Source organism: Shewanella carassii (genome assembly GCF_002777975.1).
Classification (GTDB): domain Bacteria; phylum Pseudomonadota; class Gammaproteobacteria; order Enterobacterales; family Shewanellaceae; genus Shewanella; species Shewanella carassii.
On sequence record NZ_NGVS01000023.1, the window covers coordinates 157,437 to 182,120 of the forward strand.

The window sequence follows — 24,684 nt, forward strand, 5'->3', positions numbered from 1 at the left end:
GCACTCAATTGAGCCAGTAGGTCTTATCCGCTTCTATCTGCAATCTTTGCTGCAAACGCCATTTACGGTCAAATCCTTCGACTCGTACAACCCAGGCACCATCGAGCGTCTCATTGGGAATATAGCGGTACACATTGGAGGCGTCTGCGGTCAGCATTTGGGTAAAATCCTTGTCTGCCAGCGTCGGATGGTAAAACTCCAGGTTCAGTGCCGCCAGATACTCTGGGCCGCCATGTTGGGTGATCAAAAGTTCACCATCACGCCATTCCAGGGAAAATTGCATTCCCAATTGACGAGCATATTGAATTTTGTGGATATCCTGGTTAATCGCCTTGCCGTTTTTGTAATAGTCATCGGCAACCAGAGAGTCGGAGTTGGTGAGGGCAATACGCAGAGTGGCAAAACTGGCTATAACGGCACACATGGGCAAAACGATAAGAAACCAAGGCCAGAACTGCTTATACCAGGCTTGTGGAGTGCTCATACTGTTTACCTATTATTCTATTTGGAGGGCTATTCTATCGCGAAAGCGGTATTTTAAAAACAAAGGCCCCGAAAAGTTCGAGGCCCTTGAAAAGTCAATCAAACTTACTTTTCTGCCTGATGTGACAAGCTATATACGTAAGCGGCTATGACGTGGACTTTCTCTTCACCGAGAACGTCTTTCCAAGGTGGCATGACGCCACTGCGACCATTCTTGATGGACTCCATCACCATGCCGCGGCTACCGCCATAAAGCCAGATATTGTCGGTCAGGTTAGGGGCGCCCATTAGCTTGTTACCTTTGGCATCCATACCGTGACAGGCAAAACAACCCTTCATGAATGAACCTTGGCCCTTGGCAGCCAAAGTGGCATCATGTTCGCGACCGGACAGGCTCACCACATATTCGGCCAGACCTGCAATTTCGCTATCATCGATAGGCAGACCACCTTTAGGTGGCATCATACCGTGACGGCCATTCATGATGCTGGTCTTGATGGTTTCCAGCTCACCGCCGTACAACCAGTCACTATCGGTTAGATTAGGGAAGCCTTTGCCACCACGACCGGCTGAGCCGTGACACTGGGCGCAGTTTTGCAGAAACAAACGACCACCGACTTTGAGGGCCTCTTCGTTCTTCACCAGCTCGGCCAGTGGCGTTGCTTTATAGGCTTCGAAGATAGGGCCATACTTCTCATCGGCAAGTTTCACTTCCTGATCGTACTGAACCCAGCGACCTTCCTCCGTTGCGTCGGCAATCGCCTTGGCAGAGTCGGCCTTGATGCCTTGCTCTGTACCTATGCTCTGGTTGGAGCTGCTCCAGCCGAGCAGGCCTTTGTAGTTCCCCAGGCCAGGGTAGAGCACCAAATAGAGCAGACCAAAGACGATGGTGATATAAAAGAGATAGCTCCACCACTTAGGCAGTGGGTTATTGATCTCCTGAATACCATCATAGCTATGGTCCATCAGGTCGCCTTCTTTAATCTCCGGCGTGGTGTTTTTGGAGCAGAGCCGTAGCAGAATAAAACATCCTGCGATCACCAGTAAGCTGAGCACGGTGATCCAGATACTCCAGAAGTTACTCATTAACATTATTTGTGTTCTCCTGAGTCCTTCGCATTCTGGTGTTGTTCATCTGAAAACACCAGATTAGCTGCTTCGTCGAATTGCTTTTGACGACGCGAGCTATATGCCCAAGCAAATATCCCGACAAAAACCAAGATCAAAACTAGCGTTATAATCCCTTGTATAGTGCCGTAGTCCATATTTGCCTCCTTATTTCAGTGCGTGTCCCAGCGACTGCAGATAGGCGATCAGCGCCTGCAGCTCTGTCTTGCCTTCAACGGCTTTTTGGGCGCCTTCGATATCTTTATCTTCGTATGGCACACCAAAACCACGCATCACTTCCATTTTCTTGGCTGTGTATTCACCTGTTAGGGTGTTTTCAGCAAGCCAAGGGAAGGCAGGCATGTTGGACTGAGGAACTACGGCACGGGGATCGATCAGGTGAACTTCATGCCATTTATCACTGTAACGACCACCCACACGGGCCAAGTCGGGACCGGTACGCTTGGAACCCCACAGGAAGGGGTGATCCCAAACAGATTCACCGGCAACTGAATAGTGACCGTAACGTTCAGTTTCGGCACGCAGCGGACGGATCATCTGGCTGTGGCAGTTATTACATCCTTCACGGATATAGATATCACGGCCTTCAAGCTGCAGAGCAGTGTAAGGCTTGAGACCGGCAACCGGCTCAGTGGTATCTTTTTGGAAGATGAGCGGCGTGATCTGCACCAGGCCACCAATACTGATGGCAATCACAGTGAAGATACCCAGCAGGCCGACGTTCTTCTCAACTATTTCATGATTGAATTTCATCGTTACTGCTCCTTATGCGGCTTTGGCTTCTGCGATGGCAGGCAGAGAGTCTTTAGGGGCATAAACAGTGCGCAGCACGTTGTAAGCCATGATCAGCATACCCGTTACGAAGAAACAACCACCCAGGAAGCGGACGAAGTAGAACGGATAAGAGGCTTCCAGGCTTTCAACAAAGCTGTAAGTCAGGGTGCCGTCTGCGTTCACAGCGCGCCACATCAGACCTTGCATTACACCGGAGATCCACATGGAAACGATATAAAGTACAGTACCAATTGTCGCCAACCAGAAGTGCAGGTTCACCAGCTTAGTGGAATACATGCGGCCGTGGCCGAACAGTACTGGGATAAGATGGTACAGAGAACCGATAGACACCATGGCAACCCAGCCAAGTGCACCAGAGTGAACGTGACCAATGGTCCAGTCAGTGTAATGAGACAGGGCATTTACTGTCTTGATGGCCATCATAGGACCTTCGAAGGTAGACATACCGTAGAAGGACAGTGACACCACCAGGAAGCGCAGAACCGGATCGGTACGCAGTTTATGCCAGGCACCGGACAGGGTCATGATACCGTTGATCATACCGCCCCATGAAGGTGCGAACAGGATCAGCGACATCACCATACCCAGAGACTGGGTCCAGTCGGGCAGGGCTGTATAGTGCAGATGGTGAGGACCGGCCCAGATATACAGGGCGATCAGGGCCCAGAAGTGGACGATCGACAGACGATATGAGTAAACAGGACGTCCGGCTTGCTTGGGAACGAAGTAATACATCATTCCGAGGAAACCGGCAGTCAACAGGAAGCCTACCGCATTATGACCGTACCACCATTGCACCATGGCATCGACGGCGCCACTGTACAGTGAATAAGACTTCCACAGACTGACAGGAACAGCCATGGAGTTCACTATGTGCAATACGGCGACTGTGATAATGAAGGCGCCAAAGAACCAGTTAGCCACATAGATGTGGGAAGTGGTTCGTTTAATAATGGTGCCGAAGAACACGGCCGCATAGGCGATCCAGACTACGGCGATGGCGATATCAATAGGCCATTCCAGTTCGGCGTATTCTTTACTGCTGGTGATACCCAGCGGCAGTGTGATTACGGCCGAGAGAATGATGGCTTGCCAGCCCCAGAAGGTGAATGCAGCCAGTTTAGGTGCAAACAGACGGGTCTGACAGGTGCGTTGAACGACATAATAGGATGTGGCGAAAAGGGCTGATGTGCCGAACGCAAAGATCACCGCATTGGTATGTAACGGTCTTAAACGACTGAAAGTTAACCAAGGAGTCTCAAAGTTCAGCTGTGGCCAGATTAACTGAGCCGCGATAAGTACACCTAATGACATACCAACTATGCCCCACAAAACTGTGGTTAGCGCAAATTGGCGGACAACGGTGTAATTGTAATCAGCGCCTGTTGGCTGGGAATGGTTCATCATATTGCTTCCACTGCTTATTACTTTTACTTGTTGTTCAGTAAAGTACTAGTCTTTACCTGTTATAAGTGACACTAACAAGCCCCTATTGCAGCGAGCCCGCTTTGTCAATGCCGTGATCTACATATTTGAAATAAAGTGTCAGGCGCAGCAATGATACTTGAGCTACATCAAAAAAGATACCAATCTGCCGGACACATTATTGATCCAGATCAAACTCGACAATAGAATGTTAACACCTTGCAGCATAAGGTGAAATTTTATGCGTTACGTAACTCTCTCCAAGCTCGTTGGTGGTATTTTTAGTCTGTTTTTGCTCTTTGGGTGTGATCAGGCTCAAAATCAGATAACGACCCAAGCTGGCCCAGACCTCAGTTTGTGTGATTTTTCCGTTACCGATTGTGTTAAAAAATTGGGTGAGCAGCAGATCTCCCTGATGCTAAACCCAAGCTTTGCCCCCAGCGAAAAGCCAATTCATTGGCAACTTAACTTCAGCAGCTCGGTTTCCAATCTCAAGCTTCGTCTTGAGGGGAGGGATATGTTTATGGGCGTAATTCCAGTGGCAACATCAGTTACTGACGGAAAAGCATTTGAGGGCCAGATGATGTTTGGCTCCTGCAGCAGTGGCTATATGGTATGGCGCATGTTTGTCAGTTGGCAACAGGGAACAGAGCAATACTCCACTTGGTTCGACTTTCTCGCCGACAACCACAAGCAGAAGTAAAGGCATTCGGGTATAAACCTTCATGACTGCTTAACAAGTTGCGCCTAAGGTTCTCGCATAAGCGGGTTAAGGTTCGGCATCATCGCGCCAACTGTTTTTGATTTTGATGAAAACATCTATGTTATCAACAAACAACCTTAAAAAGTCTGGGTCAAAATGGCGACCACTGCAGGACTGCATCTCACTCAGCACCTCATCGAGCGGCCAGGCAGGTTTATAACAGCGGGCATGGGATAGGGCATCAAACACGTCGGCAATGGCCACGATTCTGGCGAATGGATGGATTTCATGACCCGAGAGGCCATTGGGATAGCCACTGCCATCGTACTTTTCATGGTGTTGCAAGGCAATGGTGCCGGCGGCTTTCAAAATAGGCCTTTCAGAATTGGCCAGGATCTGATGGCCGATTATCGGGTGTTGTCGCATCACATCCCACTCCATATCGTCCAGTTTTCCCGGTTTTAGCAATACATTGTCGGGAATGGCTATTTTCCCTATGTCATGCATGGGCGCAGCGCGCTTGAGCAGATCAGCTTCGGTTTCTGGTAAGCCTGCTAACAATGCCAACTGATGGCAATACTCTGCCATACGCTTCACATGATTGGCCGCTTCCTTGGAGCGGCTCTCTACCACATCACCGAGACGCAGGATCAGCTCCGACTGAGTATCCTCTACCTCTTGGTTCAACAACAGGTTTTCAAACGCCACCCCGACATTGATCGCAAAAATGTCGATGAGTTGTTTATCCAGATCGGTCAACTGGCTGACCGAATCCATATAAAGCAGGTTGACCCAGTTATTTTTGGCCGGGAAGTAACCCACAAAACAATCATCCCGGTAAAGACAACGTCGAGCATTCAAAGCTTCTTCCATCAGTGATTGAATATGGGAAGGCAAAGGTTTTTCATGATGGTTGGTAAACTCGCCTGTAGCGGCAAGGATATGAATTTTTTTGTTATGACCTGGCTTTGCTACTGCATCCATCGCATTGCAGCCGAGTATGGTGGTGGTGTCTTTGAGCTCAAGCAAGTTGGCCACCTGAGTCAGTAAACCATCGGCAAACTTGTGCAGGGTGCGGAGTTCAAACAGGCCAGAAGTCGCTCCGAGTACTCGTTCCAGTCCGCGACGATGATTGAGCTGCATCTGCCGCGCCTGCTCAATTTCGGTAATGTCCCTGAAAGAGCGCAGGGCAGAGTAGACACTGGTTGTCAGCTTACGGGAGTCCAGCTCGGCCTTGGCTTTATAGTCATTGATGTCATAGTTGACTATCACGTCCTCTTCCGGTGCTTGCCCGGGTTGGCCGGTGCGGAGAATCAGCCTGATAGCTTTATTTTGCAGCTTTTCGCGGATCCAACGCACTAACTCAAGCCCGGCATGATCCGTCTCCATCACCACGTCAATAAAGGCGACAGCCACATCCTCTTCGTCTTGCAGTAACTCTTTGGCCTGTTCACCACTGTAGGCGTTAATGAAATGCAAGCCACGGCCATCGAGCTTGAAACGGGAGAGGGCAAGTTTGGTGACCGTATGTACGTCAGGTTCATCATCCACCACCAGTACCTTCCATGGGGGCAGGGTATCTGTGGTTGTTGAAGTTTTCTTTGAGGCAAATAGCGGGCCTTTCTTGGCCGTGTCGATCAGCATCGGTCGGACTCCAATCAATTGAATAGTTTTGATTTACCTTTCAAAAGTGTAGTCCAAGCATCGGGAAGGGCTAGCAATAGCTCACAAATTTACTGTTGTCTGGGAAAGGGGGATTTTCACCATCGTGCGGATCTACTATATTGATAATCATTCTCATTAAAAGGGCGGCAGAATGGAAACCAAAAGCAAAACAATATCGTATAAAACCGAGCAGGAAGTCTGCATGGCGATACCTATAGGTAAACTGGCTGAATTGATCCACAAGGGCGAATTATGTGCGGCGGATTTTCGTTGTCTCGATAGCCAGTCCAAAAAACAAGTTTGGCAGTTGTGCCTTTGGTGTTGTAAACAAAAGGTGCATTGCGATCGTCAATGCAGCCAATGTGAGACTGGGATTGGTGCCGATAAATAACATTATCGGCACCAGTCAAAAAAGGGTAAAATCTATAATAATCATTGCTATAGAATAGGTTTCATCTTGGAAAAAAATCAGCCGTTAAGAGCCATGCCGCTGTTTGACAGTGCAGACTTGCTTTTGCAGGGCAATCCTGTGGTCAACAGCTATATTACCCAATTAAGCTTGGGTAAAGTGGCCGATGCGGGTATCTTGCTTGAACATGCCACCGATTGGCTTTACGAACAAAGAGACAGTGAAAACAACTACAAGGCTTATCGGAGTGAACTGACGACCTTTTTTCACTGGTGTTTCGATGTTGCAGGCATATCTGCAGCCAATGTGGGCCGACGGGAAATGGGACGTTACGTGGCTTATTGCCAGGCGCCGCCGACTGATTTGGTCGGTTATTTCAACGTCCCACAATTCAAGACGGATAAGCTCAGTCAGAGCCGGGAACCCAATCCCAGCTGGCGACCGTTTATTGGCCGTAAGACGCTCGGCAAACCTTTGCCATACAGCCTGAGCGATAATGCCTTGAAGACGAAAATTGCAATACTTTCATCATTTTATACTTATCTTATGAGCGAAGAATATTGTGAGCGCAACCCGGCGCAGCTCTGGCTCAATCACAGCCGCTTTGCTAATAAGAGTAAGTTCAGGTTAGATCCTGCCGAAGAGCAACTCAAGGTGTTCAGTGAGTTGCAATGGTCTTATCTTGTGGCTTGCGTACAGCGCCTGGCTAAAGCCGAGCCAGCACAACACCAACGCAGTCTGTTCTTGATTAACCTGATGTACGGCTGTTATCTGCGGATCTCGGAAATTGCCGCTCGTGCCGGTTATGCGCCAACCATGAGTCAATTCAGGCGCCATAATCACAGCGGTATCTGGTATTTTCATATTCCCAGGAGTAAAGGCGGCAAGGCCAGAAACGTGGCGGTATCCAAGGCGTTGCTGCAATCACTGCAAAGTTACCGGCGCCATTTGGGGCTGAGCGATTATCCCGAAGCCAATGAAACCACGCCGCTGTTTATACGGCATCGAGCCGCCGGCCGTGGTCGGGAAAGTGGCGAGCTCAATGCCAACCTCGGCATACGTCAATTGCGGGATGAAATTCAGTTTTTGATCAACTGCGCCGCCGATGATGCCGAGAAGGATGGTTTTATCCGTGAAGCCAATGAAATGCGACAGCTCACTGCGCACAGCATCCGCCACACCGGGATCACCCATGACATCAATCTCAATGGCCGACCTTTATCCCATGTACAAGCTGACGCCGGTCATGAAAGCATAGACACCACGTCGCAGTATCTGCACACCAGCCAGGAAGAAAGGCACCAGAGTGCATCGGCCAAGCCATTGGATAGACTGCAAGGAATTGAGAGTTAATGCTTGGAGGTTTAAGGTGGCTTAGGGAGGAAATCGCCTTAAACCTAGGATTACCGATGATTACTCTCCAGATTTCAAATAGCTGCACATATAAATGCGCACAATGTATAGAAAGTTAAAGTAGATAAGCTACTGAGATGAAAAGGTGAAACCCCCGCAGCGAGAGGGCTGCGGGTATGTTGATGCGGTTATTTTTTAATGGCAAAAAATGCCACTTTTCACAATAAAATATCAATCAAGAATCTCGCTATTTTCGCAGTAAGCGAGAGCCTCCAACACTTTTTCAAGCGAACGCTTTATTTGAGGGTCTTTCTTTCTCCAAATAACTGAATGTAAAACCAAAACTCCAAGTTTTATATCTAAAACCTCGGCAAATCGAACTAGAACCATATCATCTGGAAAACTACGGTTTGTCCTCCAAGAGCTGATGCCAGTCTGTGAAAATCCAAATCTCTTCATTACTTGATAGTCAGAAGTTAACCCATATGCGGCTTTGATTAGATCTAGCAGGTCTGAAGGTTTCATGTTTTCTGTTCCTAGTTGTGTTCCTACATCAAGTGTATTTGTTGGTACGAAGGCTGTAAAAGGTACTTAAGCCTACGTTGCATAACTTAGACCTACGTTGTAACGTCCCTTTTGTTCCTTGTGTGGCGCGGGTCGCCGGATGCGTCCCGTTAGCCACAAACCAACCCAGGGAACCAACAAGGAGAACGAATTATGAAATACATCGAGATACCCGGAACCAATATCAGCGTCCCAAACTGGATGCCAAAGGAAGCGCGAGAAACCCTCGGCCGACCCATCAGCAATGCCAAACTGCAACGCAATGCCATGCTGGCCACCCGCCTGAAGAAGAAGTTTTTCGGGGGTGCCAGATGACCGAGTTCAATCTCAAAATAACCCCAGAAATGAGGGTGCAGCTTTCTTTTGCTGATTCGTTAACAGTCACAGTGCCGTTAGAAGAAGAAGTTGAAAATCAAATCCGCGAGTTAACCGCTGAGCTGTTCGCTGCTCGCGCTCACATCGAATTGCTACATGACGCAATCAACAAGGGTGATCTGCAAACCGCACGAATGGCCGCTTTCGAGTTTCTTGCTGAAAAAGTGCTTTTTGAGTTTGGGAAAACAGCACAACTGGCCGCTGGCGAGTTCGACAACGATGAAGCGCCATTTGGTAGTCCAGGGGGTGACGAATGATTACCGCCGCCTCTTACGATGGAATAATCCACCTGAACCCAAATCCAGCACCTGTTGCACTGCCGTTTTATAGCGGCCAGTGCTCAAAGTGGCTTGAGCTTGCCAATGACTACATCGAGCGCGGCAACCAAGCCAGCGCCAAGGGCTGTTTTGAAGTCGCGGCCGCCTATATGCGCCTGTCCATGCAAGCGCTAAGGGGGCAGTAATGCAGTTATCGGCAAAGGGGCACAGGCAATTAGCTGAGGTGTACGAAAAACTCGCTTGGCGCTGTGTTAGAGCATCTCATTGGTATACGGGAAAGGTTGAAAATATAGAAAACCCTTTCGAGACGTATCTGAATGATAATCCAGAGCAGAGAGCTCGAATTTTAGAAAAAGCAGAAACGTGGATATTAAAAGCTGAACACTTTAGCCGGTTGATACGGGTAAATATGGAAAAAGCCGGTAAAGGGGGTGAAGCATGACCCCTTACGCCCAATCGCTGGTCGATTACGTTTGCCAGCACAGTGGCCGCGACGAAGGCGCCGCAGCCTCCTTTCTGGATTCATGCCTTGATCCGCTTTGGCAAATGATGACCGAGCAGCCAAAGGCCGGAACCGTAACCGTTAACGAGGTGGCCGATGAATAGAGCCACAATCAAAGGGGCAAAAGTGGCAATAGGTACTGTTGTGATAACAGAGCCGAAACCATTATCCCCACCTGAGCCCATCAACTTAACCGCCCCAGTAGGCGGTTTCACTTTATCCGAACAACAAAGGCTTGAGTTAAATAAGCTCAATGCAGAATTGCACCGCCGCGAGGCAAATTTTCGTGCACTGAACCCAAGCCCCGCAGGGCGGCCGGAGGCCGGGACAAATAGCCTTGTCAAGGAGTGCAAAAGTCCGACACGGGAAAGAAAACATGCCGAAAAGGGCCTCAAAGAGAGCCGGATTAGCATGTTCCTGCAACATCTGCGGCTAAACAGGCCGGAGGCTTACCAGCAAACAACCGCCGCGCTGGGTGTGCCTGAGCGGCATCCGCGCCGGGTTGTTGTTGGTGAGTCGGCATTGCACTCAGATAGTATTGGCAGTTTTGGCGGGGTAGACATTGAAACCGGCGAAGTCACCGGGCCCAATTACTACCGATCCCCGGTTGCCCGTATCAGTTACCGCTCTTGGGCAGATGAATATCGGATCCGGGTCCAGGTAGACACCAACCCAAGCGAGCCACCGCCACAGCAAGGCGGCGATCGCGTAACAAAAACCCTCAGCAACCGGGGCGCGAGAAATGTACTCGAGTCCGGCGCCTATGTCGCAGCGGTTCGCGGGGGATTCACCACGTTTTTAACCCTGACCTTTGCGCCGGAGGCTCGCGCCAGAATCGTTAACGGCGAATCAACCATAGGATCCGAGGCGGCGCGCTTCTTTGATGCCATGCAAAAAATGTATCAGCGCGGTTGGTGTGCTGACCATTGCGTGATTGAAAGCCGCAACGGCTTTGATTGCGTGGCAAACAGTGAACAAGTGGTACAGGGCAAAGAAGACAAACTTGATTATATCTGGGTGGCCGAGGCGCCAAAAAACGCCGAAGGCGAAGTAAACCCGCACTGCCATGTGCTTATGCGCTGGGAAGTTGAGCCGCATCTGTTCCGCGCCTGGGCAAAACGCATTGAGGCGCTTTGGGGCCAAGGGTTCGCAAAGCTTGAGCGCATCCGTAGCGCACAAGCAGCAAGCGGATACCTGCTGAAAGCCTTGGGATATCTGACCAAGGGCAGCCAGAACAAAGACCAGGGCGAAATCAAGGGCAACCGCTACAACATCAGCAAAACCGCCAGGGCGCCGGGCTGGGAATGCCTCGGCTCATTCCATGCCGAACACATGGCAGCCATTATCGGCGAAGTAAAAGAGAAATTGCAGCGCCGGGCAGCGCCAATCAAGGGCGAGCTGGCCGCCGTTAACACCGAAATCGACAAAGCGATTAGGGATAAAGCGGTACTCAAGCGCATAGACCAAAGCAAAGCAGCCAAAGTGGCAGAGCGCCTGAATGCACTGGAAGCCAGAGCCAAAGAGCTGGCCGCGCAAATCAAAGGCACAGCAGTAAGAGCAGCAGATTATCAAATCACATTCAAAGGGCCGGAGCTGCTGGCCAAGTTTCTGAACTGGTCAGCCGGTGCCCGTTTCTGGAACGGGATCCCCAGAGAAACCCATTACATACCAAACAAATTTGAGTCAAAGCGCTGGGCGCGTGGCATTAAAGCCGCCAGGGCAAAGTATCGCTATCTGTTGCCACGGCTGGAAGAAAAGGCCGCTTTGTGGTGCCAGGTGCTGCGCGAAGAGTGGCGGGCAATGTTGCCCGAGAAACGCCCGGATCCGGGCCTATATCAGGAGTATGAGAATTGGATATTAACAACCTGCTAAACCAACATGCCGAAATCGGCAAAACCATAGAAGCAGCCGAAAAAGCGAACCCGTTTGTAGCTGTAACGCTGGCAAAAAAAGCCGCCGCTCAGAGCCATGAACTGATGGGCGAGTTTATCAAGGCCATTGGCGATCTATCAAAAACCAAAGCAGATGCGCCGTTTATTGGCTCTGGTGTGCATCCTCGGAGGGGTGAGTGATGGGGGCGCCATGCAGAGAGCTATGTTATTTCAACGGAGTAAACAGGATTAGTCTTGATACTCCTTGGTCAGAAGATCTGAGGCAAAAATATAGAAATTTAGAAAGAAGTTATATCTTGGCGCGAAAGCGAAAACCACGATTTAGATCTTGGTATATGAAACAAAAGCCAAAGCCACGGCTAAGGGTAAAAGCTTACTAGACAACAGAGGTGGAATGATGGGAAATCATGCCAACAAACGCGCCGCCGCAGCGCGTCACAATGCGGCATACGTTGCCAAGGCTGAGAAGCCGAATAAGCGTAAGTTGATCACCGAAAAAGTGAGAAGGTTATTTGATGACCTGCTCGACTTGGTTGAATCAACATGGCATAGCCGCGCAGTTATGCGGCTTGAGTGGCGTTACTTCAAAACAAAATATTTGTGGGGGTGACACCATGGCACGCAAACCAAAAAATCCAGACATAGGCGAGATCACTTGCCCAATCTGCGGCGAAGTGGCCCCAGTTCGCCGGGACTCAAACGGCAAACTGTATTACCTCAGCAGGGCCGGGATGATTAAGCCTAACTTGCAAGGTGGGCAAGATTGGATGCTCGAAAACGCCACAATTTGGAGCAAGGAACACAAGCCAAAGCCCGTAACGGAAGCGCCAAAAACTGAACCCGTAACGGAGCAAGTACCCGTTACGGAACTAGAGGTAATTCCGGCGGTAAACATCCCCAAAATACCGCAAAAAACGCCACCTGTACCCGTTAACGGGTACAAGGGACAAAAACCCGTTAATGAGGCAGACTCGAAAACTGACAAGCAGCCGCCGAAATCAACACTTTTGGAATGGCTGATAGGGTAAATAAGCAATCACGCCGGGAGGCGCTACGATGGACGAAAATCAACTGCCAGGTGATGAACTCACAGGCACCGAACAATCACACTTTGATGAATTCAGCATCGTTGAACAAATGGCCGCTGGTATCGAAGGCGAACCAATACCGCAGCAAGGCGAGGCCGGTTACCAACCGGAGCCGCCAGCCGAAATTCCAACCTCTGAAATACTGGCCCCAGTTATCAACATGGCCTGTGCCGTGTTGGCCCCAAGCTGGAATATCCAGCCAGCCGAGCAACAAGCACTGGCTGAAAACTATGCCAATGTCATAGACAAGTACTTCCCCGGCGGTGTCGGCCAGTTTGGGCCCGAGCTGTCGGCGCTGCTTGTCACCGCTGCCATTATCACCCCGCGCCTGGGTACACCGCGCAAACCAGAGCCGAAACCTGAAAAGGAGCAAAGCGACAATGAGAAAACCACGGATTGACACAAGCAGGCGCGCCGACCTGCGGTTAGTCAGTGGTGGCACAGGGTCGGGTAAGTCCAGTTACGTGAAAGCGGAAATCAAGCGGCTCAAGCCAAGCCGCTTGCTTATCTGGGATCCGGTTGACGAATACGGCGAGTTAGCCGATGTGCGCATAACCAGCCCTCGGGAACTGGCCGACCTGTTGAAGCGATACCCCCACGGAGCGTTAAGGGTTCGCTTTGTCGCCGAAGGGCGCGAGCTGTTCGAGTTCTGGAGCGCCTGCGCCTTTGCATGGTGCAATGCGTGCCTTGTTGCCGAGGAACTGGCAGACGTCACCACGGCAGGCAAAGCGCCACCACACTGGGGGCAAGTGGTGCGCCGGGGCCGTGCCCGTGGGCTGGCTCCAATCTTTGCGCTAACCCAGCGCCCGAGTGAATCGGACAAAACCACAGTGGGCAATGCAACTACTACCAGAGTAGGGCGCCTTAATCGTGCCAATGATAGGGCATACATGGCCAAAGAGCTGGACATTGCCGTTAGTGCGTTAACGGGACTCAAGCCGCTTGAGTATGTCGAGCGTGACGGATACACCGGCGAAGTATTCCAAGGCAGATTAGGGGGCCGTAAACGGGTACAAGTGCCAACTTTGAGCGGTTAAAAGCCCTCATGTACCCGTTAACGGGTACGCTTTTTTTTGGTTGCGAATGCGCGTATACCTAAAAACCGATAACGCTGTGAAGCGTCATTTAACCCGCCGTGAGGCGCAACTTTCCCAAGGGGATAACAACATGCTTAAGAAATATCTGCCAGTTCTGGCAATCGCTGTCGGTGTCGTTTACGCCGCCAATCGCGTTCCCTCTGTTCGCCGCCTTATTGGTTAAGGGGTGACGCATGGCACGTAATTCAATCAAGCTTCCCAGCTTTTCAAACGTAACCGCAGGCAATACAGCTACGCTGGAATTGCCGCTGGGCCGTACCTACGACAAGGTGCACATCAATTACTCTGGTGTGACGCTGGCGCAGATGAAAAACATCCGTGTCGAGGTGAACGGCAAGCCGATCCTTGAATTCAAGGACGGCCAAGCACTGGCTAACTACAACAAGTATTACGGCCGCAACACTGCGGTAGGCGTGCTCGATTTGTGCTTCAAGCGTGACGAAATGAAAACGCTGGCCGAGGCTCGCGCCTTTGGCTTGGGTACTGCGTCACCGGAAGGCGCCCCGGCCATTGCTAACGTAACTTTGCGAATGGATATTGACGCAGCCGCAGCCGCCCCGGCGTTGACTGCCTACGCTATCCAATCCAACCCAGGCCCAATCGGCTTTATCACCAAAGTGAAAAACTTCCCTGTATCGCTCAATGCTGGCGTTACCGAAGTTGACAAAATCCCACGCCCACAAAGCGCACGGATTGCGGCTATTCACATTGTGACAGATGCCACGCTGGAAAAACTGGAAGTGGAGCTGGACAGCATCAAGATCTTTGAGCTGCCCAAGACGCTGGCCGAAAAAATCCAAGTGGATCACGAGCGCAGCCCACAGGCTGACCGCGCCACCGCAGATTTTATTCTGGAAGGCGACATGCTCCAGGCGCTGCCAATGCAAGGCGTGCAGGATTTCCGGGTTCGCATCTTCTCGGACGCAGGCACCGCAGCCGGTACACCTGCAACAGTGCTTGTTGAGTACTTTGACGGCCTGCCGGGCATCTAAGGGGGCGTTATGTTTGGTGAAATTCAAACAGCCATTCCGGCGCCAAACCTCAACACCTCGCCCATGAACAATTCATGGTTCAGCGGTGTTAATGACATGCTGTCTATGGGTTTGGACTCATGGATGAAGTACGAGCAAATCAACGCTCTGAAAGACGCCGGTCAACTTGGGCAGAAAGAACTGCAAACCACAGTTCAAACGCCTAACCCAAACAGTGATCAAACCTATGTAAACCCCGCTCAGGCTCTCAAAGAGAAAATGGCCGGTGGTTTGCAAATTGGCGTGGGCACATTGGCGGCGGTGGTTGGCGGCGTAGCCGTTCTCTATTGGCTAACTCGCAAGTAAGGGGGCGACATGCTGAATAAAACCTTTTTCATGCAAATCGCCGCCGCTGCCACTGCGGGTTTGCTGGTTCACTACCTGACCAAGCCAAAGCCGCAAGGCGAGGGGGCATAAATGGGCGGTATGCCTTCAATGTCTAACTCCAGTGCTGCCAGTTCGGGCACTGGAGATCAGGCGAACAATGCCGCATTTCAGGGCGGGAGTGTGAATTTCGGGTTTGGCTCAGGTGGTACTAACACTTGGCTGATACTCGGTGCAGCGGCGTTAGCGGCATGGCTGATTTTGAAGAAAAAATAAGCCGGGCTTGGGAAATGCTGGCGCCTGCTCTGGGCTCAGACCTGCGCATAATTCAAAGCGAGGTGAAGGCAGGGCAGGCGCAGCTAATAGAGTGGGGAAACGGTGAGCTTTACACCGTTACCCGCGCCGAAGTCGCCGCAGACGGCCCGGAGCTGGTCATAGTGGCCGCCGCCGGGCGTCACTGCGTCAAGTACACCGAAGAAATTCACGAATTGGCACGAAAGCAGGGGTTTAAAACCGTCAGGCTCCACACCAAGCGGCCAGATGCAATGCTGCGCATGGGGCGAGGTTTGGGCTACCAGCGAGCCGAAACAATACTAAGGGCGGTTCTCTAATGGGCAGTTCATCACGTTCTAATTCTACCCAAACGACAAGCAACGAAAGCACCACGTTTGGGATAAGCGGGGCCAACAATGGCCTAATACTCAACGGCTCCGGCAATACAGTAACTGACGGCGGTGCATTCGATATTGTCGGGCGTATCGTTGACGTTTTCCCGCAACTATTCAGCCAGGGCGCTGGCATGGTGGATAGCGGCTTCAACGCTGTAACCGATGTGGCGCTGATGGGCGAGCGACAAAATGAAAACGTGCTCAATGCAATGGTTGACCTATACGGCGAAACCAGCAACGCACAATCTGAAATGCTGCGCCTGGGCGCCGATGTGCTCACCGACACCGGGGAAATTCTCAATCGGCAGCAAACAGAGGCCTATGATTTTGGCCGCGAAGCCATGGATCAAGTCGGCCAAACGGCAGACTCGGCCATTTTCGCAAATAGCCAGGTAACACAGGCCGCGCTGGATGGAAATTATGACCTTACCGCCCTGGTCGCCACAGCGCTGGAAAAGGCCAATCTCAACAACACAGATTTAGCCAGTAAGGCAATGGACAACTCCACCTATCTGGCAACCGAGCTATCAAGTAACGCCATGGCCGCCACCAATGACGCCAGCAAAGACGCATTCCGGCAGTTAGCGGATGGGTTCGATTCAATGATGGGATTTGCTGAGCAGTATTCGCGCTCTGACGGCGCCGCGCTGGCCGAGTCCAATAACAAAACCATGCTGTTTGCGCTGGGTGGCGTCACTGTAACCGCGCTGGCAGTCGCCTACGTAATGAGGGGCAAGTAATGATTTTTAGAACCAGACTAAAAGCAGGGCTGCCAAACGTATTTAACAAAGCAGGCAAGTATTTTTATCTGCTTACCGCCGCTGATGCAGTTGAAATCAGATTCAGGGACGAGAACCCGCAAACCAACTCAGTAGACTTTAAGTCAGAAATGCGTGAAGGCATGAGCGCAGACTTTGAGATTGGCGTAACAGAAGTTGAATTGCTCAGCCAGTCTGATCAATACGTAGAGTTTTGGCTGGGGAAAACCAAGCTGGACTACTCGCGCCTGGCTCTTGGCGGTGCCTCCTCGCAAATAGACAGTGGCCGGGCAGTATGTGAGCTTGGTAGTTCGCTGGCCATTCCAGCAGACTTCCGCCGCAAAGCTATCACGCTTCAAGCGCTCGCAGATGTCACAATCGGAGGTATCGGAGTAACAGCCGCAACGGGATATGCACTGAAAACGGGTGAGAGTATCAAACTAAACTCCCGTGGAGATGTGTACACGTATCTAACCCCGGCGAGAATAGACCAGATTCAAACCAGCGCTACATATATCGCAGCCCCAGCTGCATCTGATGATGCCAACGGGTTTCAGCATATAGATATAATGGAATGTTTTTTCTACGACAAAACCACAAACCGACTTTCAACCGGTTATAGCAAAATGGTTTATTCAGATGATGGCGGTGCTAACTGGATTGACTCAAATGTAAATATCGCAATCAACGGTGACCCAAGTAACTTATTTCACCAACTTGGGCAGACCCAGAAAGGGCTATTTGTAGTAAAGGGCTATTATGGTCGCATCGGCGTAAGTCGGGATGGAGGTAAAAACTGGGATTATTTTGCAAGCATACAGCAGTCATTAAACATCGAAACAGGGGAGCCGATTGTTGGTGCTGGGTTCGCGTATGGCGGCTGGATTTCTGGCGATGAAAAAAACATCGTTGTTATTTGTAACGATGGACTCTGGGAAACATTCGACGCCGGGAAAAGTTGGATTAATTATCAAGACAATGTAGGAATTGGTTTCGGTGCCGGGATAGCTATAACAAAGCGGGACAATGTGATTTACGTAGTTGATGGTGGTGGCCTCTACGTTTACGACTATCAAACAAAAAAGTTTATCAAAAAACACAACGAGGAAACCGCCGGAGGTGATGATTCAATAGCAATAATTGGTGCAAAAATTTACTGGTATAACAGTTCAACCCAAAAACTGAAATATTCAGAAAATGGCGGCGACACAATTAAATCAAATCAATCGCTTACTGCAAAAGCAAGATATATCGCACAATTTGGCGAATCTGTAATTATTGGTGGATTGGATAAGCTTGGAATCATAAAGCGATTCGGTGACGAAATAGAGTGGTTTGTACCTGACACTCTGAGCGGAAAAACATGGTCAGGCAATCGAATTGTCATCACTGAAGACTCAATTATTGTGAAACAGTCATCACCGGCAGAAGATGTAGACCCGAAGGCGGCGGTTTACCCAATGGGCGCTGTAGCTGGTGCAAGTTTACCAGTCCCGCTGCAATGGCTCGCGGAGCTGAACTAATGCGCAGCCTGATGATAGTCACTACAGCCGCAGCGGTAGGACTTGGCCTCTGGTACTGGCTCACACCACGAAAAACCAACGTGCCGGCGGCGGTGGGTTCAATACCTGCGCCGCTGCCGGAACTCGGCCAAAGCCAACCACGGGGCGGCAACCCGTTAACCGGCGGTATCGACTATCTCAACTTCGACTGGGATTCACTGCTGTTCCCTTGGGGGCAGCCCACCAAACAGCCGGAAACCCCGGCGCCAACCTACCCAATACCGGGGGACAACATGATCCAACCAAAGGGCATCCGCAACAATAACCCGCTCAACATCGAAGCCGGGCAGCCGTGGAACGGCGCAACCGGCAATGATGGCCGCTTTGCCATATTTGAAACCGCTTGGTATGGCATCCGTGCCGCCGGGCGACTGCTGAAAACCTACCGCGACCGCTACGGCTTGAACACGGTTCGCGAAATCGTCAACCGCTGGGCACCGCCAAGCGATAACAATCCTACGGATAACTATGTCTCATTTGTTTCTAAAGGCGCTGGGGTTTCGGCAGATCAACCCCTGGGAGCTGTTGACTATCCTCGCGTAGTCGCAGCAATGATTAAATTCGAGAACGGGTTCAATCCATATGAACAAAGCCTTATCAATTCCGCAGTTGCCGCAGGCATGGAGTAACGTCCTCATTGCCGGGGCCGTGGTCTATGTCGCGTACCTGCTGAGCAAGGGCTTGGGTCGTATGGACGAAGCCGCCGCGGCTATTACCGAGCCAATCGGTAATATCTGGTCAGACATAGCCGCCGGGCTCAATGGCAATGAACGGGTGCAAACCAACGAGGCCCGTTTCTACCTAAATAGCAAATGGGTAGGGCAGGACGGCAGCATAAGCGCCATTTTCCGCGACTCAATTGAAGCCGCGCATCCGGGCAATGCCGCGCTGTTCGCCGCAATCACCAGAGGGGGCCGCCTGCGGGATGAATACGCCTACCTGCTTGACGGCGAAGTATCGGCGATCACCATCAAAAACAAACCAGGGCAAACAATAGTTACCGGGAGCGTGTACTAATGGGCTGGCTATCATCATTATTCGGGTTTCTCACCAATCCCATTGCAGATCTAACCGGCGGCTACCGCGAGCGAAAAAGAATCGCGGCAGAAACCGCCGGAGCAATTGCCAGCGCAGAGGCAAAGCTCAAAATTGCCCAGTTCACAGCGCAAGCGGCGAGGGCAGAGCGGCAGGACGTCAGCGACACAGATTATGATCTCGCAGTAATGCAAAACCGCCGCTTCACGGTAATGGATGATCTGATAATCATCGTGTTCCTCGGCATGTTTATCAGTCACTTTGTCCCAAACCTACAGCCATACATGCACGGCGGGTGGGCCGCTATGGGGTACAAGGGCGCGCCGTGGTGGTTCGAGTTCGTCATTGTCGGAATAGTCGTTAGTACACTCGGGTTAATGCGGCTGTTCCGGGCGTTTTGGGGTAGGGAACGGGAGAAAAAACAATAATGGAAAACCTGATAACGGGGCTGGTTCAGGGCTGGGGCGCACCAGCCACCGGCGCGGCTGTGGTCTATATGTTAATCAAGCTCAACAACACAGTGAAAGAACAGAAAGATGCAATGTTGGCGCTGTACCACGGCCTTGATAAACGGGTAACCGTAATAGAGTCAGCGAGGCAATAATGTTCAACAACTTACCAACAGATTTTAGCGTAGACGTACGAACCCCGGATCCTGTTGTCGTCAAATTGCAACCCTCAACTGAGTTGATAGCAATATTGGCCGGGCTGGTCATAGTCGCCGCCGCCTGGGTTAAACGCCGCTAACGCCAGTGCCGACAACTCACATTATCGGCACTGACCAGAAACCGCCGCCGGGCGGTTTTTTTACTTCTTACGACTCACAGCAACGCCGGATTTATCGGCGCGCCCCTTGGCCTTGGCCACCGGCTCGTTATATTTTCCGGTTCGCGTAAGGATAGGGCTCAGCTTTAGCTTTTCAATACTGCGCACCATGTGATCCAGCTCGGCACAAATCGCCGCCGCTTCCTCCTCGCTGCGCACCGCTTCAAGTTGCCCAGCCGCTTTTTCGGTTTTAACACGATACTCACGCATTAAATCCAGGTTATCAGCGTAGAGATACAGATCACCGGCGCTAAGTTTTTTACCATTCGGCAAAACCAGCAACTCAGAGAATCCAGGTTCAGGGTGTGCCACAAATGTGCATTCGCGCCAAGGCCTTGTATCAGGTATGGCGCGCGAAGCAAGGTGTGCCAATCTGTCAATCCACGGCGGGCAACTTGTTGTCCACCAATAACGAACGGTACGGGGTTTTACACAACAAAATTGGGCGGCTTTTTCGTAGTCGATCCCGCCCCGGGCGTTACCAAACTGCTCGAGAAACCAAAAGCGAGTTGAACTTTTCATGGGTGTAAGTCCTTTATCATTAGATTTTTTACTCATAATGAAAGCCTCAAACGTAGGTTTACGTTATATGGTTATAAAAACATAAAACATCAACAAAACAGGCTTTCAATCAGTATTTTATCCATATAAGCAAAAAGACTTACTTTATACTTTCCTACTAGATGGTGGCACAATTTGCCTTATGCGCACAATGTATATTATGTTAAATTGGCTCTGAGTGAATCTAACTACATATCCTTTTCCCTGTTTGCCCTAAAATCCATCCCCCTACATCATGGAGCTGTTTCATGTAAGACATGTTCGCCGAGAATGTCCTGAATTGAGTTATGTCCACTGTCATTGCGTTGACTCAGGTTTTACATCAACTTTTTAATCTATTTCTCGCATTGCTTTGATTGCAATTACGCTCGGTTGTTACTGACAGTCAGCAAGTCTAGGCACTTACCGTTGATTGCCTCATCAGGTTGGTTAATGGTTTCCCGCTTAGCTTATGGGAGCACTCCACAAGCCTGGTATAAGCAGTTCTGGCCTTGGTTTCTTATCGTTTTGCCCATGTGTGCCCGTTATAGCCAGTTTTGCCACTCTGCGTATTGCACTCACCATTTTCCGATAACCTTGCTGCACCGCAATTGTCTGTAATCTTTTAGATGGCTGATCTGAAACACCCAGGATTTCGGACGCTTTTTGCAGGTCAAATGGCTCCGGCAATTACAGTGACTTCAACAATGTCTTGAACAGTGAACGACATTCCTGAGATCTTGTGCTTTCCATATTAGGTTTTTCTTTAACTATGTTCCCAGGAAAAGTTTACAGCGTCTTTTAAAAAACAGCCGTCAATCAAAAATGAAGTGTCTTCTCCACATAGCTGTTTAACTTTACTTGCCGAGATCACAAGGGCTGCATCCCCAGTCTTATTTCCTCAGGGTTTATATTGGGTAATACATAAACTGTTCATCGATTTGAATATTGTTAATCAATAATATCAGTGACTTGCATTTAATTCGGCACCAATTGTAAATAGGAATAAATATCATTTAATGAATTTAATTCTTGTGCTATGTTGCGATTCTTTATCAAACCAATTCTTCGGACATCGCAACTCATGTGGTACCTCCTGTTGATCCTAACGATGACCCTGGGTTCGCTGCTTATCTATTTAGGCAGTAAACATCAGGCATTGCTTGCAAAACCTTTGCCCTGGCAGGCCAAACTGCTGGGCACTTTATTATTGCTGCTCACTCTGCTCGGCTGGGGTTTACTGTTGACGGCCTCAGCCGCGTTGTTTTTTTGGCTAATGCTGCTTTCCATGCTGCTGGGCTCCCTGCCCTTTATTTCCCTGCTCAAGGGAGACAACGAATGACAACCATTAAAAAAGATAAAATCCGCCCTGACTGGCTGGGGAAAACCCTTGCCGGCGCCTTGTTGGGCTTTGCCCTGGCAGTCGCACTCAGTGGCATCTTTGCCTGGGTAGGGCCCGGTGGCATAGACGCCAAAGATAAGGTGCAATTCAATATGTGGCTGATAGCGCCACTCTGGCTTTCATTCTTCAGTTTCAGCTATTTGTTCTACAGTGCCCGCCGCGCCATTTTCTGGCTAATGGCGGCCAATGTGCTTGCATGGCTGCTGCTATGGTGGGTTAAGTAAATGCAGATCCGCAGCGATATTCTCAGAATTTATCAAACACTTCATACCTGGGTGGGCATACTCGCCGGGATTTTACTGTTTATCGGTTTTTATGCCGGCGCCCTGACCATGTTCAAGGAAGAGATTGCCGCCTGGTCATCACCGCCGCAAACCATTTTGCCACAGGTGAAACTGGAACAGATGGACCAACTACTCAGTGAAGCCAGAGCGCAACACCCTGAGTTAAATAAGGGCTTCAGCCTTCATCTTGCCAGTGACAAGCATTCGCCTTTGAGTTGGTACGCCTCCGGCTGTGAGCGGCAATGGGGGCTTGGCGATAAGCTTTGGCATGCCAGTTTAAACAATCAAGGTGAGCTCATCTCCCATAAGGAACCCAAGAGCCAACTGGCGCGCTTGATAGATGAGCTGCACCGCACCGGCGGTATTCCCGGTGATACGGGACACGAGCAGCTTGGTGCTTATCTTATGGGGGTTGCCGGTATTCTCTATTTTATGGCGTTGGTTTCCGGGGTGATTTTCCTGCTGCCAACTCTGGTGAAAACGCTGTTTGCCTTAAGGCGCAAGAAAGGCCCCAATCGTTTTTGGCTCGACAGCCACAACCTGCTAGGCATCACCGCCCTGCCATTTCATATCATTATCAGTTTGACTGTGGTGGTGTTTGTGTTTCACGATCAATTGTACGGCGCCTTGGGGCAGTTTGTTTACGGCGATAAGCCGATGTTCAACCGCGAAGCGCCCAAGGGCGAAGTGCGCTCACTGAACACCCTGCCCCCGGTAACTGAACTGGTTGCTCGGGCCGAAAGCTTTGCGCCCGGTTATCAGGCGCTCAGTTTAACCTATATGGGTATGGATACTCCGGCGCCCATGGTCCGGATGGCCATGTATAACGAAGAAGCGTTGATGCGCGGCCCCATAGGAGACTTCCTTTATATGAACCCCTACACCCTTGAGGTGGGCAACAGCACCTTTACTCCGGGGGAAGAAGGCGTTTGGGGCCGGATGGTTTCGGTATTCTTTGGACTTCACTTTGGCTCCTACGGCGGCTATCCCGGTCGCTGGCTTTATTTTTTCCTCGGAATGAGTGGTGCCATGCTGTTTTACAGCGGTAATCTGCTCTGGCTGGAAAAGCGCCGCAGTAAACAGCGTAAGGGAGAGCCCATTCCAGAGCAACCCAGAAGAGTCAGGCTCCTTGGAGCCGCTACGGTAGGAATTTGCTTGGGTTCAATGTTAGGCGTGGCGCTGGCCATGTTGCTGGGCAAATGGGGATATGCTCATGTAGAGAATATCAATCATCTCTATCTATGGAGTTACTACGCCAGTTTCCTTTTCGCCCTGGCTTATGCTTTCTGGCGTGGAGCGGCTAGAGCTGCGATAACACTGCAAGCGCTATTGGCGCTGGTTTGTCTGGCAATGCCGCTGACATCCATCCTGGCGTTGCTGGCACCCGGCCTTGGAATTTGGGCACCGGAGACCCCAGGCACCTGGGCGGTGGATCTCACCGCATTCGGTTTTGCCACCCTCTTTGCCTTGGGTGCGCTCAAAGCCTTTAAACGAGCGACCCGGGGGCCAGCTGACAGTATCTGGGCCATGCCGCAAAAACAGCCTATTGCGGCGCTGCAAACCAGCGTTCAGTCTTAAGCTGTTAGTTTGAATCATTCCACAAAGCCCCGTTCGCGGGGCTTTGCTTTGCAAGTCATGCCATCGAGTTCACAAGTTGTGCAACAAAGCCGTCATTCAACCGGGTGATTATTGCGTAATCAGTCAGCGACTTTTATAGTAGCCGCTGATTTTTAAGGAAGAAAACCAAGGAGCTGGAATGTCCACCAATACCTTGCCTCTCAATCAGATCTGGTGGTTGACCCTCACTTCGCCACAGATCAGTTTCCAAACTCAGGCCAGAGGCTATCTAAACCCGATTTCCCTGCATGCCGGACTCGAAGAGCCCAATACACTGGAAGAAGACTGGGGCATTACCGACAGATTATCCCTGCATCAGCAGATTGCCAGTCTGGTTAACGATGGCACCCATGGTCATTATTTGGCCAGTGATTATACTCGATATGCCTGTGGTTCCAGCTTGAACTGGCGATATCTTATTGATTTTGAACAGTCCCCGCGTAGGCAGGCCGAGATGCGCTATGTCGCCGCGACTTATTCCATTCTCGGGGTCGGCGGTACCCGAGCCTATGATTTTGGACGCGCCTCTTATCTCACCCGGGAAGGATTGCGCTTGGGTTGGGTCAGCCAGGAAGAGTTCGATTTTCTCCACAGTTTTATCGCAGCCAAGAGCCGCTATTTTTACCACTCTTGGGAGCAATATACCCAAGCCTGGTTTGCCGGGCGTGCGATATGGATGTTTTTAATCAACGAGCCGGATACAGAAGAGGCCGCAGAGGCATTACTCAATGGCTGGATAGCCAGACGACAACGGCTAGACTATCGCCGCGCCATCAGTGACAAGGATAACCCCATTCATCAATGCGACTGGGACATGGAATTGCCGCAACTTAGCGCCCCGCAGAGCCTGCTCGATCTTCTCAATCAAACACAGGATTAAT

The 24,684-nt window shown here is 50.7% G+C and carries 35 protein-coding genes; 27 read left to right on the top strand and 8 right to left on the bottom strand.

What is annotated here, in order from left to right; translation table 11 throughout:
- Nucleotides 1–4 precede the first annotated feature (4 nt).
- The 5 genes from CBE72_RS11660 to ccoN all read right to left on the bottom strand — a co-directional run bounded on the left by CBE72_RS11660 (nucleotide 5) and on the right by ccoN (nucleotide 3,813).
- Nucleotides 5–484: a FixH family protein gene (locus CBE72_RS11660; protein WP_100143658.1), complete on the bottom strand. Its 480-nt coding sequence runs from the start codon at nucleotides 482–484 to the stop codon at nucleotides 5–7.
- 104 nt (nucleotides 485–588) lie between these two features.
- A complete protein-coding gene (ccoP, locus tag CBE72_RS11665) occupies nucleotides 589–1,569 on the bottom strand; it encodes a cytochrome-c oxidase, cbb3-type subunit III (protein WP_100143896.1) in 981 nt (326 codons plus the stop codon).
- A 5-nt stretch (nucleotides 1,570–1,574) separates the two neighbouring features.
- A complete protein-coding gene (locus CBE72_RS11670) occupies nucleotides 1,575–1,748 on the bottom strand; it encodes a cbb3-type cytochrome oxidase subunit 3 (protein ID WP_100143659.1) in 174 nt (57 codons plus the stop codon).
- A 10-nt stretch (nucleotides 1,749–1,758) separates the two neighbouring features.
- A complete protein-coding gene (gene ccoO, locus CBE72_RS11675) occupies nucleotides 1,759–2,364 on the bottom strand; it encodes a cytochrome-c oxidase, cbb3-type subunit II (RefSeq protein ID WP_025010382.1) in 606 nt (201 codons plus the stop codon).
- 12 nt (nucleotides 2,365–2,376) lie between these two features.
- Entirely contained in the window at nucleotides 2,377–3,813 is a 1,437-nt protein-coding gene (ccoN, locus tag CBE72_RS11680) for a cytochrome-c oxidase, cbb3-type subunit I (RefSeq protein WP_100143660.1), read from the bottom strand.
- 259 nt (nucleotides 3,814–4,072) lie between these two features.
- Between ccoN and CBE72_RS11685 the strand changes: the two genes are divergently transcribed.
- Nucleotides 4,073–4,534 carry a hypothetical protein gene (locus tag CBE72_RS11685; RefSeq protein ID WP_100143661.1) on the top strand — a complete coding sequence of 154 codons (462 nt, stop codon included), beginning with the start codon at nucleotides 4,073–4,075 and terminating at the stop codon, nucleotides 4,532–4,534.
- Nucleotides 4,535–4,600: 66 nt separating this feature from the next.
- Here the strand turns inward: CBE72_RS11685 and CBE72_RS11690 are convergent, their stop codons facing one another.
- The gene (locus tag CBE72_RS11690) at nucleotides 4,601–6,178 is read right to left on the bottom strand and encodes a DUF3369 domain-containing protein (RefSeq protein ID WP_100143662.1); all 1,578 of its coding nucleotides are present in this window, start codon (nucleotides 6,176–6,178) and stop codon (nucleotides 4,601–4,603) included.
- Nucleotides 6,179–6,683: 505 nt separating this feature from the next.
- Between CBE72_RS11690 and CBE72_RS11700 the strand changes: the two genes are divergently transcribed.
- Complete coding sequence (locus CBE72_RS11700; protein WP_100143664.1) at nucleotides 6,684–7,961, top strand: tyrosine-type recombinase/integrase; 1,278 nt, start codon at nucleotides 6,684–6,686, stop codon at nucleotides 7,959–7,961.
- A gap of 231 nt (nucleotides 7,962–8,192) precedes the next feature.
- Here CBE72_RS11700 and CBE72_RS11705 read toward each other — a convergent pair whose 3' ends face one another.
- Nucleotides 8,193–8,486: a helix-turn-helix domain-containing protein gene (locus CBE72_RS11705; protein WP_100143665.1), complete on the bottom strand. Its 294-nt coding sequence runs from the start codon at nucleotides 8,484–8,486 to the stop codon at nucleotides 8,193–8,195.
- A 192-nt stretch (nucleotides 8,487–8,678) separates the two neighbouring features.
- Here CBE72_RS11705 and CBE72_RS20100 point away from each other — a divergent pair, with 192 nt between their 5' ends.
- The 21 genes from CBE72_RS20100 to CBE72_RS20120 all read left to right on the top strand — a co-directional run bounded on the left by CBE72_RS20100 (nucleotide 8,679) and on the right by CBE72_RS20120 (nucleotide 19,882).
- Nucleotides 8,679–8,840: a hypothetical protein gene (locus tag CBE72_RS20100; RefSeq protein WP_157929074.1), complete on the top strand. Its 162-nt coding sequence runs from the start codon at nucleotides 8,679–8,681 to the stop codon at nucleotides 8,838–8,840.
- Nucleotides 8,837–9,157, top strand: a complete 321-nt coding sequence (locus tag CBE72_RS11710; RefSeq protein ID WP_100143666.1) for a hypothetical protein — start codon at nucleotides 8,837–8,839, stop codon at nucleotides 9,155–9,157. Before CBE72_RS20100 ends, CBE72_RS11710 begins: the two co-directional genes overlap by 4 nt.
- Complete coding sequence (locus tag CBE72_RS11715) at nucleotides 9,154–9,363, top strand: hypothetical protein (RefSeq protein ID WP_100143667.1); 210 nt, start codon at nucleotides 9,154–9,156, stop codon at nucleotides 9,361–9,363. Before CBE72_RS11710 ends, CBE72_RS11715 begins: the two co-directional genes overlap by 4 nt.
- Nucleotides 9,363–9,620 carry a hypothetical protein gene (locus CBE72_RS11720; protein ID WP_100143668.1) on the top strand — a complete coding sequence of 86 codons (258 nt, stop codon included), beginning with the start codon at nucleotides 9,363–9,365 and terminating at the stop codon, nucleotides 9,618–9,620. Before CBE72_RS11715 ends, CBE72_RS11720 begins: the two co-directional genes overlap by 1 nt.
- Nucleotides 9,617–9,784 (top strand): hypothetical protein, encoded by a 168-nt coding sequence (locus CBE72_RS20105; RefSeq protein ID WP_157929075.1) that lies wholly within the window; start codon nucleotides 9,617–9,619, stop codon nucleotides 9,782–9,784. The genes CBE72_RS11720 and CBE72_RS20105 overlap by 4 nt, the downstream gene beginning before the upstream one ends.
- Before the next feature lie 307 nt (nucleotides 9,785–10,091).
- Nucleotides 10,092–11,552 (top strand): rolling circle replication-associated protein, encoded by a 1,461-nt coding sequence (locus CBE72_RS11725; RefSeq protein ID WP_100143669.1) that lies wholly within the window; start codon nucleotides 10,092–10,094, stop codon nucleotides 11,550–11,552.
- Complete coding sequence (locus CBE72_RS20110) at nucleotides 11,531–11,752, top strand: hypothetical protein (protein ID WP_157929076.1); 222 nt, start codon at nucleotides 11,531–11,533, stop codon at nucleotides 11,750–11,752. Before CBE72_RS11725 ends, CBE72_RS20110 begins: the two co-directional genes overlap by 22 nt.
- 214 nt (nucleotides 11,753–11,966) lie before the next feature.
- Nucleotides 11,967–12,182: a hypothetical protein gene (locus tag CBE72_RS11730; RefSeq protein ID WP_100143670.1), complete on the top strand. Its 216-nt coding sequence runs from the start codon at nucleotides 11,967–11,969 to the stop codon at nucleotides 12,180–12,182.
- 4 nt (nucleotides 12,183–12,186) lie between these two features.
- Nucleotides 12,187–12,600: a hypothetical protein gene (locus CBE72_RS11735; protein WP_157929077.1), complete on the top strand. Its 414-nt coding sequence runs from the start codon at nucleotides 12,187–12,189 to the stop codon at nucleotides 12,598–12,600.
- Nucleotides 12,601–12,628: 28 nt separating this feature from the next.
- Nucleotides 12,629–13,060: a hypothetical protein gene (locus tag CBE72_RS11740; RefSeq protein WP_100143672.1), complete on the top strand. Its 432-nt coding sequence runs from the start codon at nucleotides 12,629–12,631 to the stop codon at nucleotides 13,058–13,060.
- A complete protein-coding gene (locus CBE72_RS11745) occupies nucleotides 13,041–13,697 on the top strand; it encodes a hypothetical protein (protein WP_100143673.1) in 657 nt (218 codons plus the stop codon). Before CBE72_RS11740 ends, CBE72_RS11745 begins: the two co-directional genes overlap by 20 nt.
- A gap of 233 nt (nucleotides 13,698–13,930) precedes the next feature.
- Nucleotides 13,931–14,749, top strand: a complete 819-nt coding sequence (locus CBE72_RS11750; RefSeq protein WP_100143674.1) for a major capsid protein P2 — start codon at nucleotides 13,931–13,933, stop codon at nucleotides 14,747–14,749.
- Nucleotides 14,750–14,758: 9 nt separating this feature from the next.
- The gene (locus tag CBE72_RS11755; protein ID WP_100143675.1) at nucleotides 14,759–15,094 is read left to right on the top strand and encodes a hypothetical protein; all 336 of its coding nucleotides are present in this window, start codon (nucleotides 14,759–14,761) and stop codon (nucleotides 15,092–15,094) included.
- A gap of 269 nt (nucleotides 15,095–15,363) precedes the next feature.
- On the top strand, nucleotides 15,364–15,723 hold the full coding sequence (locus tag CBE72_RS11765) for a hypothetical protein (protein ID WP_100143677.1): 360 nt from the start codon (nucleotides 15,364–15,366) through the stop codon (nucleotides 15,721–15,723).
- The gene (locus CBE72_RS11770) at nucleotides 15,723–16,520 is read left to right on the top strand and encodes a hypothetical protein (RefSeq protein ID WP_100143678.1); all 798 of its coding nucleotides are present in this window, start codon (nucleotides 15,723–15,725) and stop codon (nucleotides 16,518–16,520) included. The genes CBE72_RS11765 and CBE72_RS11770 overlap by 1 nt, the downstream gene beginning before the upstream one ends.
- Entirely contained in the window at nucleotides 16,520–18,061 is a 1,542-nt protein-coding gene (locus tag CBE72_RS11775) for a WD40/YVTN/BNR-like repeat-containing protein (RefSeq protein ID WP_100143679.1), read from the top strand. The genes CBE72_RS11770 and CBE72_RS11775 overlap by 1 nt, the downstream gene beginning before the upstream one ends.
- A complete protein-coding gene (locus CBE72_RS11780; protein WP_100143680.1) occupies nucleotides 18,061–18,729 on the top strand; it encodes a hypothetical protein in 669 nt (222 codons plus the stop codon). The genes CBE72_RS11775 and CBE72_RS11780 overlap by 1 nt, the downstream gene beginning before the upstream one ends.
- Nucleotides 18,683–19,117, top strand: coding sequence for a hypothetical protein (locus CBE72_RS11785; RefSeq protein ID WP_157929078.1), 435 nt, complete (start codon nucleotides 18,683–18,685; stop codon nucleotides 19,115–19,117). Before CBE72_RS11780 ends, CBE72_RS11785 begins: the two co-directional genes overlap by 47 nt.
- The gene (locus tag CBE72_RS11790; RefSeq protein WP_100143682.1) at nucleotides 19,117–19,563 is read left to right on the top strand and encodes a hypothetical protein; all 447 of its coding nucleotides are present in this window, start codon (nucleotides 19,117–19,119) and stop codon (nucleotides 19,561–19,563) included. The genes CBE72_RS11785 and CBE72_RS11790 overlap by 1 nt, the downstream gene beginning before the upstream one ends.
- Nucleotides 19,563–19,739: a hypothetical protein gene (locus tag CBE72_RS20115; RefSeq protein WP_157929079.1), complete on the top strand. Its 177-nt coding sequence runs from the start codon at nucleotides 19,563–19,565 to the stop codon at nucleotides 19,737–19,739. The genes CBE72_RS11790 and CBE72_RS20115 overlap by 1 nt, the downstream gene beginning before the upstream one ends.
- Nucleotides 19,739–19,882, top strand: a complete 144-nt coding sequence (locus CBE72_RS20120; protein ID WP_157929080.1) for a hypothetical protein — start codon at nucleotides 19,739–19,741, stop codon at nucleotides 19,880–19,882. The genes CBE72_RS20115 and CBE72_RS20120 overlap by 1 nt, the downstream gene beginning before the upstream one ends.
- A 60-nt stretch (nucleotides 19,883–19,942) precedes the next feature.
- On the opposite strand, the gene CBE72_RS11795 is transcribed toward CBE72_RS20120, so the two are convergent.
- Entirely contained in the window at nucleotides 19,943–20,518 is a 576-nt protein-coding gene (locus tag CBE72_RS11795; protein WP_188726008.1) for a hypothetical protein, read from the bottom strand.
- Between the two features lie 1,066 nt (nucleotides 20,519–21,584).
- On the opposite strand from CBE72_RS11795, the gene CBE72_RS11800 reads away from it, so the two are divergent.
- The 4 genes from CBE72_RS11800 (at nucleotide 21,585) to CBE72_RS11815 (ending at nucleotide 24,683) form a co-directional block, all read left to right on the top strand.
- Nucleotides 21,585–21,842, top strand: coding sequence for a hypothetical protein (locus CBE72_RS11800; RefSeq protein ID WP_107110403.1), 258 nt, complete (start codon nucleotides 21,585–21,587; stop codon nucleotides 21,840–21,842).
- Nucleotides 21,839–22,126, top strand: coding sequence for a hypothetical protein (locus CBE72_RS11805; RefSeq protein ID WP_028779881.1), 288 nt, complete (start codon nucleotides 21,839–21,841; stop codon nucleotides 22,124–22,126). Before CBE72_RS11800 ends, CBE72_RS11805 begins: the two co-directional genes overlap by 4 nt.
- Nucleotides 22,127–23,764 carry a PepSY-associated TM helix domain-containing protein gene (locus CBE72_RS11810; protein WP_100143684.1) on the top strand — a complete coding sequence of 546 codons (1,638 nt, stop codon included), beginning with the start codon at nucleotides 22,127–22,129 and terminating at the stop codon, nucleotides 23,762–23,764. It abuts the gene before it with no gap.
- A 178-nt stretch (nucleotides 23,765–23,942) separates the two neighbouring features.
- Nucleotides 23,943–24,683, top strand: a complete 741-nt coding sequence (locus CBE72_RS11815) for a DUF1266 domain-containing protein (protein WP_100143685.1) — start codon at nucleotides 23,943–23,945, stop codon at nucleotides 24,681–24,683.
- Nucleotide 24,684: the final 1 nt, after the last annotated feature.